The 20578-nt window shown below is 48.0% G+C and carries 17 protein-coding genes; 13 read left to right on the top strand and 4 right to left on the bottom strand.

Annotated elements, in window-relative coordinates; translation table 11 throughout:
- Positions 1-8: 8 nt before the first annotated feature.
- The 8 genes from ICL07_RS20760 to ICL07_RS20795 all read left to right on the top strand — a co-directional run bounded on the left by ICL07_RS20760 (position 9) and on the right by ICL07_RS20795 (position 10404).
- A complete protein-coding gene (locus ICL07_RS20760) occupies positions 9-2120 on the top strand; it encodes a carboxy terminal-processing peptidase (protein WP_188089962.1) in 2112 nt (703 codons plus the stop codon).
- 73 nt (positions 2121-2193) lie between these two features.
- Positions 2194-3333 carry a TlpA disulfide reductase family protein gene (locus ICL07_RS20765; protein WP_188089963.1) on the top strand — a complete coding sequence of 380 codons (1140 nt, stop codon included), beginning with the start codon at positions 2194-2196 and terminating at the stop codon, positions 3331-3333.
- Between the two features lie 8 nt (positions 3334-3341).
- Positions 3342-4307, top strand: a complete 966-nt coding sequence (locus ICL07_RS20770) for a TlpA disulfide reductase family protein (protein ID WP_188089964.1) — start codon at positions 3342-3344, stop codon at positions 4305-4307.
- Between the two features lie 884 nt (positions 4308-5191).
- Positions 5192-5710 carry a UpxY family transcription antiterminator gene (locus ICL07_RS20775; protein WP_188089965.1) on the top strand — a complete coding sequence of 173 codons (519 nt, stop codon included), beginning with the start codon at positions 5192-5194 and terminating at the stop codon, positions 5708-5710.
- A 265-nt stretch (positions 5711-5975) separates the two neighbouring features.
- On the top strand, positions 5976-6698 hold the full coding sequence (locus tag ICL07_RS20780; RefSeq protein WP_188089966.1) for a thioesterase II family protein: 723 nt from the start codon (positions 5976-5978) through the stop codon (positions 6696-6698).
- Positions 6695-8320 carry an MBL fold metallo-hydrolase gene (locus ICL07_RS20785; protein ID WP_188089967.1) on the top strand — a complete coding sequence of 542 codons (1626 nt, stop codon included), beginning with the start codon at positions 6695-6697 and terminating at the stop codon, positions 8318-8320. The genes ICL07_RS20780 and ICL07_RS20785 overlap by 4 nt, the downstream gene beginning before the upstream one ends.
- A 138-nt stretch (positions 8321-8458) precedes the next feature.
- Positions 8459-9424, top strand: coding sequence for a pyridoxal-phosphate dependent enzyme (locus ICL07_RS20790; RefSeq protein WP_188089968.1), 966 nt, complete (start codon positions 8459-8461; stop codon positions 9422-9424).
- Between the two features lie 11 nt (positions 9425-9435).
- On the top strand, positions 9436-10404 hold the full coding sequence (locus tag ICL07_RS20795; RefSeq protein ID WP_188089969.1) for a 2,3-diaminopropionate biosynthesis protein SbnB: 969 nt from the start codon (positions 9436-9438) through the stop codon (positions 10402-10404).
- Between the two features lie 60 nt (positions 10405-10464).
- Here the strand turns inward: ICL07_RS20795 and ICL07_RS20800 are convergent, their stop codons facing one another.
- From ICL07_RS20800 to ICL07_RS20810, 3 genes are all read right to left on the bottom strand, one after another.
- Positions 10465-11433: an MlaD family protein gene (locus ICL07_RS20800; protein ID WP_188089970.1), complete on the bottom strand. Its 969-nt coding sequence runs from the start codon at positions 11431-11433 to the stop codon at positions 10465-10467.
- The gene (locus tag ICL07_RS20805) at positions 11430-12209 is read right to left on the bottom strand and encodes an ABC transporter ATP-binding protein (protein ID WP_188089971.1); all 780 of its coding nucleotides are present in this window, start codon (positions 12207-12209) and stop codon (positions 11430-11432) included. Before ICL07_RS20805 ends, ICL07_RS20800 begins: the two co-directional genes overlap by 4 nt.
- A gap of 87 nt (positions 12210-12296) precedes the next feature.
- Complete coding sequence (locus ICL07_RS20810) at positions 12297-13085, bottom strand: MlaE family ABC transporter permease (protein ID WP_188089972.1); 789 nt, start codon at positions 13083-13085, stop codon at positions 12297-12299.
- 133 nt (positions 13086-13218) lie between these two features.
- Here ICL07_RS20810 and ICL07_RS20815 point away from each other — a divergent pair, with 133 nt between their 5' ends.
- Entirely contained in the window at positions 13219-14037 is an 819-nt protein-coding gene (locus ICL07_RS20815) for a universal stress protein (RefSeq protein WP_188089973.1), read from the top strand.
- A gap of 2 nt (positions 14038-14039) precedes the next feature.
- Here ICL07_RS20815 and ICL07_RS20820 read toward each other — a convergent pair whose 3' ends face one another.
- The gene (locus tag ICL07_RS20820; RefSeq protein ID WP_188089974.1) at positions 14040-15158 is read right to left on the bottom strand and encodes a baeRF3 domain-containing protein; all 1119 of its coding nucleotides are present in this window, start codon (positions 15156-15158) and stop codon (positions 14040-14042) included.
- Positions 15159-15315: 157 nt separating this feature from the next.
- Between ICL07_RS20820 and ligA the strand changes: the two genes are divergently transcribed.
- From ligA to ICL07_RS20840, 4 genes are all read left to right on the top strand, one after another.
- A complete protein-coding gene (gene ligA / locus ICL07_RS20825) occupies positions 15316-17409 on the top strand; it encodes an NAD-dependent DNA ligase LigA (RefSeq protein WP_188089975.1) in 2094 nt (697 codons plus the stop codon).
- A gap of 31 nt (positions 17410-17440) precedes the next feature.
- The gene (polX, locus tag ICL07_RS20830) at positions 17441-19210 is read left to right on the top strand and encodes a DNA polymerase/3'-5' exonuclease PolX (RefSeq protein WP_246485127.1); all 1770 of its coding nucleotides are present in this window, start codon (positions 17441-17443) and stop codon (positions 19208-19210) included.
- Between the two features lie 99 nt (positions 19211-19309).
- Positions 19310-19678 carry a helix-turn-helix domain-containing protein gene (locus ICL07_RS20835; RefSeq protein ID WP_188089976.1) on the top strand — a complete coding sequence of 123 codons (369 nt, stop codon included), beginning with the start codon at positions 19310-19312 and terminating at the stop codon, positions 19676-19678.
- A 97-nt stretch (positions 19679-19775) separates the two neighbouring features.
- The gene (locus tag ICL07_RS20840; protein WP_188089977.1) at positions 19776-20531 is read left to right on the top strand and encodes an SDR family oxidoreductase; all 756 of its coding nucleotides are present in this window, start codon (positions 19776-19778) and stop codon (positions 20529-20531) included.
- Positions 20532-20578: the final 47 nt, after the last annotated feature.

Below are 20578 nucleotides of genomic sequence, written 5' to 3' on the forward strand. Positions count from 1 at the left end.
CTGAATATATGAAACAAGTATTTGCTAAAAATATACCCTTATTAGGAATAGCCTGCGCTTTATCAGCCAGCTACTCCGCCGGCGCACAGGCGCCTGCTGACAGCACCACCTGGCCGGCATACCGCAAAGAGGTGATCTCCGCTGTTTTTAATAAAATCAACAAGACACATTTTGCGCCCAGAACACTGGACGATACCTACGCCGCCGCCGTATGGAAAAGATATATCGCCACCCTGGACCCCAACAGGTGTATCTTTTTACAGGAAGATATCCAACGCCTGTCGGCCTTTCAATCCACGATCGATGAGGAGATAAAATCATCCAATACCGCATTTTTCGATGAGGCGTACCAGTTATATACCCAACGCATCAACGAATTAAGCACCCTCTGCAATCAGGTACTGGCCCGTCCTTTTGACCTGAATGCAAAGGAAACGGTACTGGCTGCACGAAAAAATGCACCTTATCCGGCTAATAAAACAGAGCAGGCGGCATTATGGCGTAAGCTGCTGAAATTCTACACGCTCCGGTACTATATGGAAATGCAGGATTCATCCGCCGGTACTGCCCTTAACCCGGCGCTGGAAACAAAAGCCCGCGAAAAAGTACAAAAATGGCATGCTGACTTTTTCAAGCAGGCTACCCGTCCGCAGGCGCCTAATGATAAGTTTTTCCAATACATTGCCGATGCGGCCCTGGAAATAGATCCGCATACGGTCTACACGGCGCCGAAGGAACTGACATTGGACGATGTGCTCAGCCGGCGCTACTATGGCCTCGGTATTGAACTGGGCATAAAGGAAGCCGATTTTTTTGTGAAAAGGATGATGCCCGGCGGATCGGCCTATCGCAGCGGCCAGGTGAAGGAAAATGATCTTATCCTCGCTATCTCCGACCATCAGGGCCAGATGAAAAATGTTACCGGTATCCCCGCTACGGAAGTCGCTGCCATGATCCGCGGCGAAAAAGATAGTCCGGTGAAACTGCAACTCCAGCAGCCGGGCGACAAACCACGGGATGTAGTAGTAAAAAGAGAAGAGGTGATCGATACGGAAAACCGCGCTAAAACGGCAGTGATTACCCGCGATGGTCAACGTTTCGGTTACATCTATCTGCCTATGTTTTATACCGACGATACGCCCACTAAAGTCAATGGCGCCTGCAATGATGTGGCCCTGGCAGTGGAAAAGCTGAAACAGGAAGAAGTGGATGGTATTATCATGGACCTCCGCGGCAACGGCGGCGGTGCGCTCGATGAAGTGGTACGTATGGGCTACTGTTTTGTACCGGCCGGCCCTATGACCTGGCTCCGGGGAAAGGAAAAGGTAGACCGCTATAATTCGCCTGCCACAGCGCCGCTGTATGAGGGACCGCTGACAGTGCTGGTAGATGAAAACAGCGCTTCCGCTTCTGAAATATTCGCGGCTGCTATGCAGGACCGCCAACGCGGACTTATCATCGGTACCTCGTCCACCTTCGGAAAAGGGACCGCCCAATCCAATGCTAACCTGGGAAAAATGGGAGATAAGACTAAGGGTACCACTGATGTGAGCTACGGCAGCATGCGGTTGACGGTAGAGAAATTCTACCGCGTTACCGGCGAATCTACCCAGTTGAAAGGCGTACGCCCGGATATCGTGCTGCAAAACAAAATGAACCTGGAATCCATCATGGAAAAGGATTACCCATCCGCCCTGGCATGCGATACCATGAAACTATTGCCATTTGACCGCCAGGCCTACAACTTTAACTATAACACCGTAGTAGACAACGCCCGCAAAAGGATTGCATCAGACAACGTGCTTACCGGCATCGTAAAAAATACCGGCCGGCTGGAACAGCTGAATGCGCAACCGGCAGCATTGGACCTGGCTTCTTTCCGGCAGCGGTACACGCAGGTGTCCGCCCTGGAAAAGAGTGTCAGGGAAGCTAAACTGCAGGGGGACACGACTGCTGTACAGGTCGCTGCACCGGTTGACCGGTCCATACATCCATCCCTTCGCCAGGAGGACAGAAGCACGTCCACAAAAGACTTCCATCAGCGAATAGCGAAAGATATCTACATCGCAGAAACCATCAAGGTAATGGAAGACATGATCAGCAACAAAATATCCAAATAATCCAATAAAAAAATTGTTATCGGGCTTCACCCTTTCCGCCATTCAGGGTGCCTGATATTTAAACGAAACTGCTATGAAAAGAATATTCTCTACTTGCATACTGGCTATAGGAGCTTATCATGCTCAGGCGCAGGCGGTGATCACCGCTAAACTGGATAAAGCGCCCAATGATTCCCTCGTCACTTTGCTGGAGCCCTACACCGGAGAGTTTGACACCACCCGTATAAAGAACCATGGCTTTACCTTTAAAAAACCGTTACCCAAAGGAGGCAGCGTTTATATCCTGCAAATCGGCAGCCAGGGAGAAAAGGGTGCCACGCTCGTTTACCTGGATAATGGTAAAATGAATATCACCGGCAAAGGCCCGTATTTCGATAAGGCGACCTATACCGGCGATAGCTGGGTGAAAGACTGGCAGGAAGTAATGGTGCTGACAGACCCTGAGAAAGGTGATGTAAAGCGGCAGAACGACCTGAATGAAATGATGATCAAAGCGAACAAGGTAGGAGATGAAGACGCTTTGGAAAAATACCGCGCAGAATATAATGAGATATCCATACGCCTGCAGAAGGTTTACCGGGAGTGGCTCGACAAACACCTTAACTCCGGACCGGCTGCTTATATGACGACCGTTTATTTTGCAAAGGAGATGGAGGAAATTTTGCCTAAACTGGGAGAAAAAGCAACGGCGACCCGCACCCTGCAACGTTATCTGCACCCTGGGAAAATAGATCCTGTTGGGGTGTCTGTTAAAATCGGCGAACCAGGCGAGGTACAAGGTCCATTGGGCAAAGTAAAGATCGGCGACCTGGCGCCGGCCTTCAGCATCCCGGATGCTAACGGTAAGATGGTGTCCCTGGCGGACTTCAAAGGAAGATACGTATTCCTGGATTTCTGGGCTTCCTGGTGCGGTCCCTGCAAACCACAGATCCCCTTCCTGAAAGCAGCGAACGACAAGTTTAAGGATAAAAACTTTTCCATGATCGCTATCTCCCTGGATTCTAAAAAAGATGCATGGGTAAACGCTGTCGGGAAGCATGAAATCAACTGGACCAGCGTATGCAGCATGAAAGGCTGGGCAGATGAAGCAGCGGCAGCTTACGGTGCCAGCTATATCCCCTTCAATGTACTGATAGGACCCGACGGTAAAGTACTGGCGCAAAATCTGTATGGAGAGCAGGTAGAGAAAAAACTGGCCGAGATCATTAAATAACTATCCCTATGAAATACATCCCGCTACTGATTTTATGGTTGTTGCCTTTGTCGGGCCTTGCGGAAGACGGTTTCGTAATCCGCGGCAAAATAACCGGCATCACCAGTGGTAGCGTGGCCGTTCTGGAGCGTACCGGGGAAGCCACCACTGAACTTTCCCGCGTACGTATCGAAAACGGTACGTTTACCTACACCGGTAAAGTGGATCATCCCAAACTGATGCTGCTGAAGATCAGCACCAAAAGGGTAGAGGTATTCCTCGAAAATACCGACTACACCATCGAATGCAGTTTCGATTCACTGACCGGCGCCCATCTCAAAGGAGGCAGGTACAATGAACAATGGTGGGCGTACCTGAACAGCGGCATGGTGCCGATGAAGTACTTCTTTGCGCATCCCGATCAATCCATCGCCCCCTGGATCGCCCAGCGCAATGCCGTTAGCTCGGCAGATGCTAAAGCGGCGTATGCCCTCCTTACACCAGAAGGGAAAAATACGGAGCCGGGAAAAGCGCTGGCAGAAAGAGTAGAGACCTACCGCAAAATGGAGTCCCGCTCACCGCTGCCGGCCTTCAAAACCGAAGATCCCGCCGGTAAGGCTGTCGCGCTGAACAATCTGAAGGGCAAAGTGGTGGTGCTGGATTTCTGGGCTTCCTGGTGCGCTCCCTGTCGCGCTTACGTGCCGAAACTGCGCGAGCATTACAACCGTTATAAAGATAAGGGCGTGGTGTTTGTGAGTGTATCTGTAGACGATGATAAGGCTAAATGGAAAAAAGCCATGGACGAACTGAAGATGGAATGGATGCAGGTATTGGCCGACGGTGGATTTAAAGAAGAAACCGGCGTTCGAAGGCTGTTTAATATTACCGGTATACCGCATCTGATCATTGTGGATAAAGAGGGTAGGATAGCCACTTCGATGGACTATTACCACCGCAACGATTTTGATGTGACAGTGGAGAAGCTATTGCAGTAATTAGTGATCAACCCATATGTTGGAGGCTGTTCCCGGAAGGGGCAGCCTCTTTTGCGTTTGGTTATTGGGGTGTTTTCTTTTACTATGGTTAGGATTCCTATTGAATGGTTGTTTTTTTTGTCACGATTGTCGATTATGTTAATATTTGCCTGCTGCAAGTGGGTTGCGGTCGTTGTTAATAAGGGCAGCGGCATTCGTATATTCCTGTCAGTGATAGGGGACACTGAGATAAAATCCCGGTACTGTAAGATTTAGCAGGGGTTGCTCATTAAATATAAATTGTTTTTTACCAATTTTAAAAATGTATTTGAAAAATAATGGTCAGCCGTACTGATGATATTAAATGATTGTTAACAACTGTGCTATAGATTCAATCTGCCACTGTGGCCTGGTTTCCATGCATTCTTTTACTGAATTAATATTTCACCGGATTGTACCTTTTATAATACGTTGCTTTTTTGTTTGGCTGTTATGACACCTGATAATTTTTTTTTGCTGAATAAAATATGTTTGCTAAATTCGGGCCACTGATAAGGACGATAGAAGTGCCGAAAATTGTACAACGATAAAACCAGTTAACGAAACCCTCAAATGATCAGCTTTTTCCTTAATGTTTTAGAGACTAAATTCAGAGATTAAATACAGGCTATATACTAGCTGATACTATCCGGAAAATTCAAAAGCATCCTGTTGGGTGTTTGGTGTTAACTTTATTTCGTCGTTTTAAATACTCATTTATTTTTTTATGTAGATGTACAGTAGCGGGAGTCACGCTAGCGACAGCTATGTCCGTTACTGAACAATTTCTCTTCAGGATAGTTGTGCGGAACCGCTAGTCTGAACGGAAGACCCGTTTTATTTGTATCCTTAAGAAAATACCCTCAATGAGCGACCCAGTAATTGGCTGGTATGTGGTGTATACCAAGCCCCGACACGAAAAAAAAGTGGCAGCTTTTTTGTCGGCTTCAAATATTGTCAACTTTTTGCCGATTGCAAGAGTTTTACGCGTATGGAAAGACCGAAAAAAATACATTGATGCCCCCTTGTTTCCATCTTACCTGTTTATCTATTTGGAAGACCTGGAGACCTACTACAGGGTGCTAAGCCTGGAAGCAGTATTATACTATGTCAGAACGGGAAAAGAAGTAGTAAAGGTAAAAGAAGAAGTTATTCATAGTATTCAGCTGATTACGCAACAGACGAGTGATATAGCGATAGAAGTTTCGGATGATTACTTCCAGCCCGGCAAACAACTGATGATCAAAGACGGAATATTATGTGGCCTGGCATGCGAGGTAGTAGAAGTAAAAGGTCAGCAAAAAATTCTGGTAAGAGTCAACATGTTGCAGAAGAATATCCTGGTAGCCGTATCCAGTGAATATTTCGAATCCATCGCGGTGTAAGCGGCCGGCCATTGTTATGCCCAAGTGGTAGGTATCAGCATGGAAACCTTGACTGGTGTTATTTTCAGCAGAACGGCTCCCCTCTGCTACAAGGCTTCGTCAGCCTGTAATTTCCCTGGTATGAAGTATGAACAGACAAACAGCATCTGTGCCTTTCAGATGCGGGCTGTCGTCATTCTTTTGCAGCATCTGGTACCGGACTCCCTGGTGTCGGACAGGGAACACTATGTCCATATTTTTTGAGAACGTGGAAACTTTGATACACATGGAGAAAATTAATCTTTTCTGTCTGCCTTTTGCCGGAGGTAGTAAATACTCCTACCGGTTGTATGAAGAGCACCTGCCATCTTTCCTGAACATCATCCCGCTGGAGTACCCCGGCAGAGGTACGCGGATGAATGAAACCCTTAAGGAAGATATAAAGCAGCTGGTAAATGACCTTTACCTGCAGGTAGCGCCTAAGCTGGACGCCGCTCCTTACGCCATTTACGGGCACAGTATGGGCGGATTGCTTTGTTACCTGCTGGCCCGCAAAATAAGCGAGGAAGGACGTATGCCGCCACTGCATCTTTTTATCACCGGTACTTCAGGACCCTCCGCACTGTCCAGAGTGGAGCGGAAAAGACACCTGCTCGATAAAAAATCCTTCATCGAAGAAGTGCGTAACCTAAACGGTAGCCCAGACGAAATATTGCAAAACGATGAACTACTGGATTTTATTGAACCCATTTTAAGGGCCGATTTTAAAGTGTCCGAAAATTACGCGCATATTAACCAGGAACCACTGGATATACCCGTCACCGTTATTACCGGAACCAAAGAAGATATCAAACCCGAAGATATCCGGCTATGGCAACGGGAGACAAACAGACCGGTGGACTTCAGACGAATGCCCGGCCATCACTTTTTTATCTTCAAGTATCCCTACGAAATCGTTGGCATCATCGCAAAAAAATTACTTGTACATCACAAATCATATCAGTTATGAGCGAAAAAAAAGTATACCTCAAGCCAAACGTAGTACTGGAACCATTGTATGACCGCTGGTATGCCTGGAGTCACCTCGTATCGCCGGCTACGGCAGCCATGAACACCATTGCGCGCCACCTGACTATCATGGATTCCTACCTCGACGATCCCACCATTCACGCAGAGGCAGTACTGAACCCCAAAATGAAAGGCGGTCCCTTTATGGATTTCAACGGCGGAAGGGTAGCGGAAGTGAAAGCCCTGAAAGAAGATATCCTCAAACGCCAGGAACGTACCCTCGAATTTGCGAAAGCATGCAAGGAGCTGGATAAACTGCTGGCAGCGGAAGGCAAAGGATTCGGACTGGAACCCCTGTACGAAAAAGTACCGGATATCCTGAAAGGATATGTGGAACTATGTTACGACCGTAACAGCAACGCGGATTACCGCTTCTTTGAATCACTCCTGTATAAAAGCGAATTCTATAATAAAGCGGCGCAGAGCATCGCGCTGTGGATCACCAATAACGACCATCGCCCTTTCTGTCTCAGTACCCCCCGCCTCGATGAACCGGATGTACTGCACCTCAATATCCCCTTCGATCACCCGGGTATCGATGCTATCAGCCAGATGAAAAGAACAGCCCGCCCGCTGTCTGAAATCAAAGCCATCTTCGATATTAAACCGGAACAGGAAGCCCTGTTCGATACCTTCTTTACGGAAACACCACCGCCGGTGTATAAACGTTACACAGGCGATAAAATACGGATGCGTTATTTCGGTCACGCCTGCATCCTCGTGGAAACAAAAGACGTGAGCATCCTGGTAGACCCGCTGATCAGCTACTATGGCTATGAAAGCAGCATCGATCACTTCTCCGATGCCGATCTGCCGGATGTTATCGATTACGTACTCATTACACACAATCACCAGGACCACATCCTGTTTGAAACATTGCTGCCGCTTCGCCATAAAATCAGGAACCTGATTGTACCGCGTACCAACAGCGGTAAACTGGAAGATCCGGACCTGAAATTGATGTTCAACAACATCGGTTTCGATAACGTGGTGGCTGTAGATCCGATGGAAACCATCGAATTTGTGGATACGACTATTACCGGCCTGCCTTTCACCGGCGAACACTGCGATCTGAATATCCTGACCAAAGCCTGTTTCCTGGTACAGATCAGTGGTTTCAAACTCTTGTTCCTGGCCGATTCCAGGATCGTGGAATCCGCCCTCTACAAACATGTACACAAACAAATCGGGGATGTAGATGTGCTGTTCCTCGGTATGGAATGCGACGGCGCACCACTTACCTGGCTCTATGGCCCGCTGCTGACGAAGAAGATCACCCGTGACCAGGATAGCAGCCGCCGGCTGGCCGGTTCCGATTGCCCGAAAGGCATGGCGCTGGTCAACATCTTCAAACCGAAAGAAGCCTATGTTTACGCCATGGGCATGGAACCCTGGCTGGAGTTTATCAGCAGCATCGTGTACACCGACGAATCCAATCCGATTATACAATCCAATAAACTGGTGAAAGAGTGTGAGGCCAAGGGCATTATAGCGGAACGGCTTTATGGAGAGAAGGAGCTCCTGTATAACAGAAAAGAAGCATTGGTGGCGGAAGTACAATAACGCCGGCCCTTTCTGTTGTTTGTTTATTATGCTCCTTTTTCTTTCCTGAAAATACCCATTACACCGCCAACTTCCTGTTACCTGCATCCATCTCCGGATGCAGGTATCCCCCCGGTTTTTTACCAAAAAAATTTTAACATGCTACAACAGCTTGAAAAATTGTCTGCTTTTATAGGCAATACTCCCCTCATTTCCCTCCGGAATACAGATACCCCGTTGTGGGCTAAACTGGAATACAACAACTTCTCCGGCAGCTCCAAAGACCGCGCCGGTTACAGCATTATCTACAACGGCATTAAAGCAGGACTGATCAACAAACATACTACTATCATCGCTTCCAGCTCCGGAAACCTGGCCATCGCCGTGGCTTCTATCTGTAAAATGCTGGACCTGAAATTTATTCCGGTGATCGACCCTAACATCAACAGCGCCTATGAATCGCTGCTGAACCTGTTATCCTACAAGGTGGTGAAGATCACGGAAAGAGATCATACCGGAGGCTACCTGCTAACCCGTATAGACACGGTCAATAATTTACATAAGACTATTGAAAACTCTTTTATCGCCGATCAATATGGCGATCCTAATAACTTCAAAGGATACTACGGACTGACACAGGAAATCCTCGCCTGCCCCGAGCCGATCGATTACGTGTTTGTGGCGGTTAGCTCCAGCGGCGCTATCACCGGCATTTCCAGCAGTATCAAAGAACACCGGCCCGATATTAAAGTGGTGGGAGTGGATGTGGAAGGCTCTGTGATCTTCAACGCGCCACCGGTGAAAAGATATATCTCCGGCATCGGCGCCAGCCAGGTGCCGCCTATTATTAAGAGCGCCCTGATCGATGATGTAGTGATCCTTTCCCAGACGGATATTATCAAAGGTTGCCTGGAACTGCTCAACGAACAGGTGATATTCGCAGGTGCATCTTCCGGCGCAGTATACCTCGCGGCGAAGAATTATTTCCGTCAGATATCTTACGATAAAACCCCCAATTCCCTGCTCGTTTTCCCGGATAAAGGCCACTCTTACCTGGATACCATTTACAACAAGGAATGGGCGGACCAACTGGCACTTAAACTGGAATCTGCTACCATCGCTTAAAACAACTATATATGCTTTATCTGAATGCGGATCATATCCGTGAAATTGGGATTCACTGGGAGGAGCTGACCGATGTTATCAGCAATGCCACCACAGCATTACACCAGGAAGATTATGCACAGCCGATTAAACCGTACCTGCGTTATGGGGACCCGAAAAACCGTATCATTGCTATGCCGGCTTATGTAGGCGGACAGTCGCCACTGGCAGGCATTAAATGGATTGCCAGTTTTCCGGGTAATATCTATCAGAATAAATTAAGAGCGCATTCGGTGACTATCCTCAACGAACACGATTCAGGGATACCATTGTGCGTGATCAATACCGCAACTATCAGTGGCATCCGTACGGCTGCCGTTTCTGGCGTGATACTCAAAAAGTACCTTGCCAACAGGAAAGATGACCAGCAGTTTACCGTGGGCATTATCGGCTTTGGGCCCATTGGGAGAATGCATCTCAGCATGGTCACTGCTATACTGGGGGATCGTATCGACAGGGTGCTATTGTATGATATCAACGGAGTAGACCTGACCACCGTGGACCCTGCGGTGAAAGATAAAGTAGCAGTGGCCAATTCCTGGCAGGAATGTTATTCGACGGCAGACATCTTTATTACCTGTACTGTGTCTGCAGCACCTTATGTGGACCTGCCTCCGGTAAAATCGTCCCTGCAGCTCAATGTATCGCTGCGCGACTATAAAGTGGAGATGGTACGCCACATGGATGTGGTAGTGGTGGATGACTGGGAAGAAGTTTGCCGCCAGAATACCGATATCGAAAACATGCATAAAGTGATGGGACTGGAAAAAACAGATACCCTTTCTATTGCTGATGTGGTGTGTAATGACGCTTTAAAAGGACAGAAAGAAGGGGTGGTGATGTTCAATCCGATGGGCATGGCTATCTATGATATTGCCGTAGGTGGGCATTATTATCAGCAGGCGCTGCACCGTAATGTAGGAGTGGTAGTGCCTGACTAATCCGGGGTATCAAATTTACTCAATCAGTGATCAGCTATAAGGAACTGGTGCGTTCTCGCATCAGTTCCTTTTCTTTTTAAAATAACCCCGGAAGAGGAAATTGTGACGCACGGCTTCCAGGTCTTCTTTTAATTTGCTACTGGAGGAGTCCAGATTGCGAAGCATGCTGCGTAATTGCCCGGCAGCCGCTTCATCATGCAATAATATTCCTGTAACATGCTGACTGCTGTTTAAGGCTTCGCTGGCCTGTTTCAGGTTCTCTGAAAACAAGGCGAGGGTATCCATCGTTGCCTTCAGCCGGGTAATACTTTCTGTAAGGTTGTCATAGCTGGTGGTGTCGGTCAGCAGATTGTTGATGAGTGTGCCGGAGCGGTTGAGCCGGGTGGAGAAGGAAGAGAGGTTGTCCATTACCTTACCGCTGCCATTATTCAGGCGGGACATGGTGTTTCTTGAGTCTGCCAGGGTGTATTTCAGGTTGGAGGCCATGATGGAATCATTCAGTAGGGTGGTGAGGGTACCTTTGCCTGATAATACCCGTTGACTGATTTCCTTAAGATTGGTAGTGATCTGTACCAGGTTTTTGCTGGCGGCGTCCAATAGGGTCATCATATCTCCTGATCCGCCTTTGTCGGTATACAGGTAGCCGTTGTTGGCAATCAGGGGCGCGGTAGTGGTACCTGCGGAGATCATGATGATCTTGTTGCCGATTAGCCCGTCGGTGCCAAGTTTGGTGCGGGAATCGATATGGATATGTTTACGGGCTTTGGTTTCAATGCTCATGGTCACCAGTACCTGACCATCATCGGTGAGGTCGATACTTTTGATAATACCGATTTTTACCCCGGCAAACCATACATTGTCGCCTACTTTCAGTCCGTTCACATCGGCGATGACCGTTTTTACCGGGAACTTATGCTCAAATGATTTATGTTGCCCGCCTAAAGTCCATATGGCGGCAGCCAGTATGGCGAGGGCGAGTATAGAGAATAGGATGACGACAATCAAATGCCTGTTTTTACCTGTTTTCATGGGTCTATGATAAAGTTGTAATCGTAGAACTTTTTTGCTTCTGTATCGCCGGTCCGGAATACCTCTTCGAAGGAACCCTCCCGACTGAATTTCCCATCGGTGATCAGCGCCAGCCGGTCGCCTGTGGCTTTGGCACAGGTGAGATCATGTGTAATAATTACGGAGCTGGTTTGGTATTTCTGCTGAACTTCATTGATCAGCGTGATAATATCGCTGGAAGTGATGGGGTCCAGTCCGGCGGTAGGCTCATCATACAACATGATGTCAGGATGCAGGATCAGTGTACGCGCAATACCCACTCTTTTTTTCTGTCCGCCGGATAACTCCGCCGGCATTTTGTCTATCGACTGCGCCAGTCCTACGTTTTCCAGCACCTCATAAACGGCGGCATCCCTCTCTTTTCGGGTGAGCGGGGGGCTGTTTCTTACCAGTGGAAACTCCAGGTTTTCGCGTACTGTCATGCTATCGTACAGGGCGCTGCCCTGGTAAAGGAAACCTATTTTCAGTCGTAGTTCCTGTAGCTCTTTGGGCGACAGCCGGTCTACTTCTTCGCCCGCCACACGGATAGTGCCTTTGTCAGGTTTTAATAATCCTGCAATAAGTTTGATTAACACCGATTTACCGCTGCCGGAGCGGCCCAACACGACTATGTTCTCGCCTTTGTATAAGTCCAGGTCCATGCCCATCAGCACGTCTAATGTATCGAATGATTTATATAATCCACGGATGCGGACGACGGCATTTTGTTTATCGATATCAACCGGTGATTTTCTCATAATATTTGCATTGTCTGATTTTCAATAACCCTCTTTTGTTCATCATCATCTCCTCATTTATCTTCGCTAATCAGCGAAATCATCCATCTACCGGAATTGATTCACCACCTGTACAATGATCATCTCCTCTATAAATATGAGAAACATGGAAACAACGACGGCCACGTTGGCAGCCTTGCCTACACCCTGGGTACCTTTAATAGCGTTATATCCCTGGTAACAACCGGTGATGCTGATGGTAAAGCCATATATCAATGCTTTGATAATAGACGCAAAAATGTCGAGGAAGGATATACTGGAGAAGCCATGCTGGAAGAAAGCGGCGAAGCTGGTGTTTTCGTGCTGATGTACATTGACGTAGGCGCCCAATAGTCCTATGAAGCCCATATAGCATACCAGTAGCGGGTTCATCAGCGTGGTGGCTACCACTCTGCTGACTACCAGGAATTTGAACGGGTTGGTGGCTGATACTTCCATGGCTTCAATTTGTTCCGTTACTTTCATGGAACCTAACTCCGCACCAATATTGGAACCCACCTTGCCGGCTACGATCAGGGAGGTAATCAAGGGCGCCAATGCCCGTACAATGGCGATGGAAATAAGCCCCGGCAGCCAGGAGGTGGCGCCAAACTCTGCCAATGACGGCCGCGATTGGTTGGTAAATACCATGCCTGTGATAAAGCCGGTAAGCGATACCAGCGCAAATGATTTATAACCAACATTGTAACATTGTTTGACCGTCTCTCTGAACTCGTATGGCGGACGGAATACCTCGGCAAAAAAACGGAGGATAAACCGGCATACGTTATATATATCAGCTAAAAAACTGGTACGTAACCTATTGTAAAATGTGTACTTGTGTGGGGTGGATGGCATACATACACAATTTACTGCAAAGTTATCGGGTTGCCCGGCAACCCCCAATGATCACAATCAAATTAATAGTTGACAATAGTCAGTATCCGGCAGATGGTTTCTCTCTACCTTTTCACCACAAAAAATGAGATATATGAAAACAATCATCGTTGCAACTGATTTTTCCCCGGCGGCCTGGAATGCTGCCTGCTATGCCGCAGATATGGCAAAGGCTATCGGCACGCAGGTGGTATTGCTGCACGTATATACGTTACCGGTATCATATGGTGAAATGCCGATCGCTTTTAATCCCGATCAGATGTTACAGGATATCCAGGAGGAGATGAGTAAGCTGAAACAGCAGTTGACTGAAAGAACGGCCGGAAAGGTAACAATCGAAGTAGTCGTGAAAATGGGTAATTTTTACACTGAACTGGAAGTGTTGTGTGAACGGTTGCGGCCCTACGTTGTTATCCTGGGAAGCCAGGGTACTACCGCAGCAGAGAGACTGCTGTTAGGCGGGCATACGGTATTTGTGATGCGCCACCTGGAATGGCCGTTGATTACGGTACCGCCTGAACGAACATTTACCGGCATTAAAAAGATAGGACTGGCCTGCGATTTTAGCCATGTCAGTGAAACGGTTCCGGTAAAACTGTTGCAACAATTTGCGGACGATTTTCATGCTGAACTGCATATATTGAACGTAGAAGCAAAAAGAGATGCAACACCTGCTATGGTGCATGAATCTGACCGCCTGCACGAAATGCTGGCGCCTATGGCACCTCATTATCACTATAGCGTGCACGCCGATGCCAACGAAAGCCTCATGGAGGACGCGGAACTGCTGCAACTGGACCTGCTGGTGGTATTACCCAAACATCATGATCTGCTGCATCGGTTAACGCATAAAAGCCACACGCGGAATCTGACGATGCATTGCCCGGTTCCATTGATGGCACTGCAGCCCTGAATTTAATAGCGGGTAATGAGCGCTATATGCTGATGCTCACTGAGCGCGCCGTTATTAGCAAAAATAACTTCTCCTTTTTTGCGCAGTACTGCCTGTATAATATCATCCACCGCATCTGCAATGGTGCGGTGACCTGTTTTAGGCGCCCTTATATAGAATTTTCCTGCTTTGTCGCCAATAAATCCGGGGCAGGCATAATCTTTTTCTACCAGGAGTTTCAACCCTCGTCCGGCCTGCACTGCCTGCCACACTTTTTTAGTTCCTTCAATAATATTTTCAGGCCACGTTTTTCCGAGTAATTGGGAGAGGGAAGTAGCCTCTTGTTTATCTGTCCATGCCCGGATGGTATCCCAACATTTTTCTTCCAGTTTTTTTAATGGCAAATGCGAATAGTTACCGGGTATTTCTCCGATAATGCGTTGCGTATGACCGGTTACTTCCCGGAACAGCGCAATGTCTTTTTCCGGACCGGCAATGATGATGGATTGCCCGTTTAATACAGCATTCAATTTGTGATCAGCTTCCCGGTAGAAATTGCGGGTGCGGATTGCTTTCAGTGTTGACTTATCTTTTTCGAAACTTTTGGTGCCTTCATATCCTCCGTGGGAAGTGAGTTGAGCGGGTTTGGAATATTCGTAGTCATCCCGGAAATGCAGGGGGAAATGCTGGTTAGTAATCTCTTCCAGTTCATTCAGTTTCCCGTTATAACATTGTACCGTTTGCTCATTGATATGCAATAACAGATACCCGGTAGCATAATGTTCCAGGTATAGCAGTTCCCGGATGGAGAAAGCTCCGGCGATATGTGCTTTTTCTTCTACCGGAAAAGGAAACAGGCACTGGTGATAATAGTCGGATGACACATATATACCGGCTCCCTGGGCTCCCGGATGATAATGTTTGTCAAATTGCAATAGCTGTTCTTCCAACAACGGTAGCAGCTGTACAGACTGTTCCGGATAAATATCTTCAAGTGTTTTCGCCACTTTTTTTATCGCTTTTTTTACCTGTGATGAAGCCGTTTGCCTGGAGCGGCCGGAAGCGTCGTCGAGCGGTACTATCAGGGAAATAGCGGGTGCGGTGGCTTGTGCCTGCATGGCAGATAATTCATTTGATAACATGAGACAGAATTTTTGTGGATAATGAAATGACTAACCTCTGCACAAATGTAGTAAGACGGCCAGTGTGCCGGTATGATGCGGATCATGTGTGTTTTTGATATCTGTCATTGTCTGGAACTACCTGTTTGTTGTAATTTGATATTATTAAATAAGCAGGATGGAAACGTATAGTAACAAAAAAGCGGCGGAATTGCTGACGTTGTCCGGGAAACTTTTAAAAGCAGTGAAACCGGTGCGCCTGGCGGATGTGAGTGATACATTACACGCGTTGTATGAAGTGATTCCGTATCATGATTGGTGCTACTATAAAAAAAATAATCCGGTTATCACCGACTTTGAGTATGACCAGTTATACAGTTTGCTTAAGCAACTGGAGAAAGCCCATCCGGAAATGGCCAGGCCCGGTTCGCCTGTGGAACACGTAGCCCCGGACCTGGAAAATCAATTTCCGGTTGTGCATCATAAGGTACCCATGTTAAGCCTGGATAATACCTATCATGCGGCGGTATTACAGGAATGGATGCAGAAAACGGGTAAAAGGGCTTACTGTGCGGAACCGAAATTTGATGGGACCGGTATTTCCCTGTTGTATGAACATGACAGACTGGTGCGGGGCGCTACCCGTGGCGATGGCGCCAGCGGCGAAGACATTACTGCCGCTATCCGGCAGGTGGCCGGTATCCCGGAAACGGCGCCGTGGAGCCGGTATGGTATTGCCGTTGTTGAACTTAGGGGAGAGGTGCTAATGAGTAAGAAAAGTTTTCGGGCGTACAACGAAGAAAGAGCGCGCAAAGGGCTGCCCCTGATGGCTAATCCGCGTAATGCGGCAGCGGGTACGCTGCGGTTGTTGCACCCGCAGTCCTGGGAGCAACACCGGCTGGAAGCGGTATTATACCAGGTGAGTTTTTATGCTATGGAAAAGGGCGTGGTGCCACCTGAATCGTTGCTGGAGCAGGGAAAGATACTTGATCTGTTGACCACACTTGGTTTCCCTGCGCCTTCCCGGCAGAAACTGGTGTCGCATTCATTTGCTGATGTTATCCGTTATTGCAGGGATTTTGAAGCAAAGCGGGATTCGTTTCCCTATGAGACAGACGGCATTGTCGTTAAGGTAAATAACAGCCAGGACCAGCGGTCTCTGGGAATGACCAGCCATCATCCCCGATGGGCTTTGGCTTATAAGTTTAAACCCCGTCAGGCGACCAGTAAGCTACGGGAAGTAGTTTTCAGTGTTGGCCGCATGGGAGCTGTTACTCCTGTCGCCAAAATTGATCCGGTACCTATCGGCGGGGTTACGGTGGCTTCTGTATCGCTTTTTAATGAAAAACAGGTGCAGTTTAAAGATATTCGTATAGGCGATACCGTTTTAGTGGAACGGGCGGGGGATGTGATTCCCTATATTGTAAAACCTGTAAAGGAAGAGCGGACCGGCCGCGAAAAAAAGATCCGCTTTCCGGTAAACTGCCCTGTCTGCGGTCATCCGTTGCAACGGCCATTTGGGGAGAGTATTTGGTATTGTGTCAACATGGGTTGTCAGGCACAGGTGATCGCCCGTATGGTACATTTTGCCGGTAAGGATGCTATGGATATTACCGGTCTGGGGGAACAGCATATGCGGGAACTTTTTGATCACGGGTTAATCACTGATATCCCCTCCTTGTTTGATATAAATTATGACAGGCTGGCATCGTTGCAACGGTGGGGCAAACGATCCGCCGGTAATTTGCGGGCTGCGGTGGAAAAGGCACGGCGACAACCATTGTACCGGCTGATATACGGTCTGGGTATCCACTACGTAGGGATAGCCACTGCTAAAACACTCGTGGACAACATCAACCGGCTTACAGACCTCGTGGGCGTCAAAGCTGCTGTATTGATGTCCTGGAAAGATATTGGGCCCACCGTGGCAGAAAGCATCTGCCAGTTTTTTAACAATAAAGCCAACGTGAAAATGCTGCAAAAACTGGCGCATTTAAACGTTAACATGCAGACCGGGAAAAGACGACCTGCTGCAAAACATACGCTGGATGGCAAGACTTTTCTTTTTACCGGTACTTTATCGGGAATGACACGTAAGGTTGCGGCGGCAATGGTGGAGGAGCATGGCGGAAAAGTATTAAACAGCGTGTCGCGCGGACTGAATTACCTGGTGGCAGGCAGCCACCCGGGGCATAAGCTGGCCCAAAGCCGTGCAAACAAAACAGTGAAGGTGCTCACTGAGCATGATTTCCTGGAAATGGTGGAATCCTGATGATGGTTGAACAGATATAAAATAGTTTGTTATGGCTCATACCATGGAAAATACTACAACACAAAATGCTGTTGTCGCAGGACTACTGCACCATATGGCAGCCTGTTACAAATACCTGGGCGCAAAGGAACGCTTCCGTGCTATTGCCTATGACGTGGCATCGAGAACGGTAAATAATCTTCAATGTGATATAGCGGTGTATAAGGATGATAAAAAAGCGCTGGATGAACTGAACGGAATAGGGTCCAGCATTGCGGACAAGATCGTTGAATTTCTGAAGACCGGTAAGGTGGGCAAATTTGAGCAGTTGAAGAAAAAAGTCCCCGAAGGTTTGCTGGACCTGATGGATATTATAGGGTTTGGACCTGCCCTGGTAAAGGTGATGTACGAAAAACTGGGTATCCGGACACGGGATCAGCTGGTGGAAGCCTTGAATACCGGTCGTTTTGAAGGGCTCCGGGGTTTCGGCAGCAAGAAGATTGATAACATGAAAAAAGGGCTGCAGCTATATAGTGAGGCGCAATCGAGGTTGCTGCTGTGGAATGCGCTAAAAGCCGGCAGCGAAATATTAGCGGCCATACAACTGTTTCCCGAAGTGATGAAAGCCGAACTGGCAGGAAGTTTACGTAGAGGGAAGGAAACAATTGGCGACATCGATATCGTGATAATGGCGGCGGTAGCAGATCAGGCGCGTCTTGCCAAAAAAATAACAAAGTTGCCGCAGGTGGCGGCCGTATTGGCGGGTGGTGAAACGAAGGTTAGCGTGAGGCTGGCTGCCAGCCACGCCCAGGTAGATGTGCGGATTGTGCCGCCTGATTCCTGGGGGGCTGCATTGCTTTATTTTACGGGTTCAAAAGAACATAATATCCGCCTGCGTACCATTGCCCGGGAAAAGGGCTGGAAACTGAATGAATATGGGTTGTTTGATCTTCATACGGAAAAATACCTCGCCGGAAAAACGGAGGAAGACATGTACCGCTATCTGGGGTTACAATACATACCGCCGGAATTACGGGAAGAGAAAGGGGAAATAGACATCGCTGCCAAACACCGGCTGCCGGTATTGCTGACAGCTGGTCAGATAAAAGGAGATATGCATTTACATAGCAAATGGAGTGATGGGGAAGAAGATATTGACACCATCGTGCAATATGTGAAAAAAAATTTCCCTGACTATGCTTACCTGGTAGTGACGGACCATTCGCCCAGCGAACGGGTAGCGCATGGGTTAACGGAAGAAGCATTTTTATTGCAGTTTGCAGCAATAGATAAACTGAACAAAAAACTGGGAACCGCCTTTGTGAAAAAGGGCGTAGAAGTAGATATACTAATGGACGGCAGCCTGGATTTACCGGACCGTTTGCTCCAACAGTTTGACTGGGTCGTCGCTTCGGTACACAGCGGGTTTACCCATGATAATACCGCAAGGTTGCTGAAAGCCTGTGAACATCCCTGTGTGAATTGTATAGGGCATCCCGGAGGCCGGCTACTGGGTACGTGGGAAGGTTATGCAGTGAACTGGGAACAGCTGATGGTAAAGGCGGCAGCTACCAATACGGCACTGGAAATTAATGCGCAGCCGGATAGGATGGACCTGCCCGATGAATTGGTGAAAATGGCCTTGTCAAAGGATGTACAACTGGTGATTGATACGGACGCCCACGCTTTGGCGCATTTTGATTTTATGCAGATAGGCGTTACCATTGCCCGGAGAGGCTGGTGCAGAAAGGAAAACATCCTCAATACCTGTTCCTGGAAGGAAATTCAGCAGTTCAGAAACAAAAAGCGGAAAATGAAGTGAAATAATTAGTTTTGGACTGAAATGTGCCGGATGTCCATGCTGCAACCTTCACTGTGCCGGCCGGTGAAATGTTAACCTTTGCAGCTCCATTGTTCAAGCATGCAGTTCAACACATACATGAAACAAAGTGAGAAAATAACACAGTCATATTTCGCTTTTTTAGATAAACATATCGCTGATGTGATCAGCGGGGATACGCCGGCGTTTATGGAGCTGAACCAGATCGCCAGCGCCTTGTTTGTGTCCCATGCTCATCTGACGGCCACTATCCAGCAAACAATGGGGCACCATCCCTGTCATTTTTATGATCAGAAAATTGTAGACGCCGCCCGGAAAATGCTGGCGGAAACGGATAAGCCTATTGCAGAAATCGCTCATGTGTTGACCTACGATCCCTCTAATTTTTCCAAGTTTTTTAAAAAGATGACCGGCGAAACACCCGGACAATATCGCTCCGCGCAGCGCTAACAGCCCTTTTGTCAAAATTCCGGAAAGTTCACCATGCCCCAAGGGGTGGTTTGTCAGACCTTTATCCCATCGTTAAACATTCTTAAAAAATGTAATCATGGGAAGAAACGATTTAAAAGGAAAAGTAGTGCTTATCGCCGGCGGAGCCAAGAACCTCGGCGGACTGTTGAGCAGGGAACTGGCAAACAAAGGGGCTAAAATTATCCTCCATTACAACAGCGACAGTACACAGGCGGATGCTGTCAAAACCCTGGAAGATATCCAGGCTGCCGGCGGCGAAGCCGTGCTGTTTCAGGCAGACCTTACCAAGGTGGAGAACATCCGGAAACTCTTTAACGAAGGCCGTAAACAGTGGGGTGGGATAGATATCGCCATCAATACGGTGGGGAAAGTGCTGAAAAAACCTTTCTTCGACACGACTGAAGCAGAATACGACAGCATGTTCGATATCAACTCCAAGGTAGCCTATTTCTTTATACAGGAAGCCGGCAGACAACTAAATGACGACGGTAAAATCTGTACGATTGTGACCTCGTTGCTGGCAGCCTATACCGGTCTGTATTCCACTTATGCCGGCGGTAAGGCGCCGGTAGAACATTATACCAGGGCGGCTTCCAAGGAATTTGGCGGTCGTGGTATCTCGGTAACGGCGGTGGCGCCGGGTCCTATGGATACGCCATTTTTCTATGGACAGGAAACGGACGATGCTGTGGCTTACCACAAATCGGCTTCGGCGCTGGGCGGACTGACTAAAATCGAAGACATTGCCCCGTTGGTAGAGTTCCTGGTAACGGACGGCTGGTGGATCACCGGACAAACGATTTTCGCCAATGGCGGTTACACCACCCGCTAAGGTATCTATCATCCACAGTATAAAAGGATCCCGCTTTGCCTGCTGGC

It is taken from the genome of Chitinophaga qingshengii (assembly GCF_014529935.1).
Classification (GTDB): Bacteria; Bacteroidota; Bacteroidia; order Chitinophagales; family Chitinophagaceae; genus Chitinophaga; species Chitinophaga qingshengii.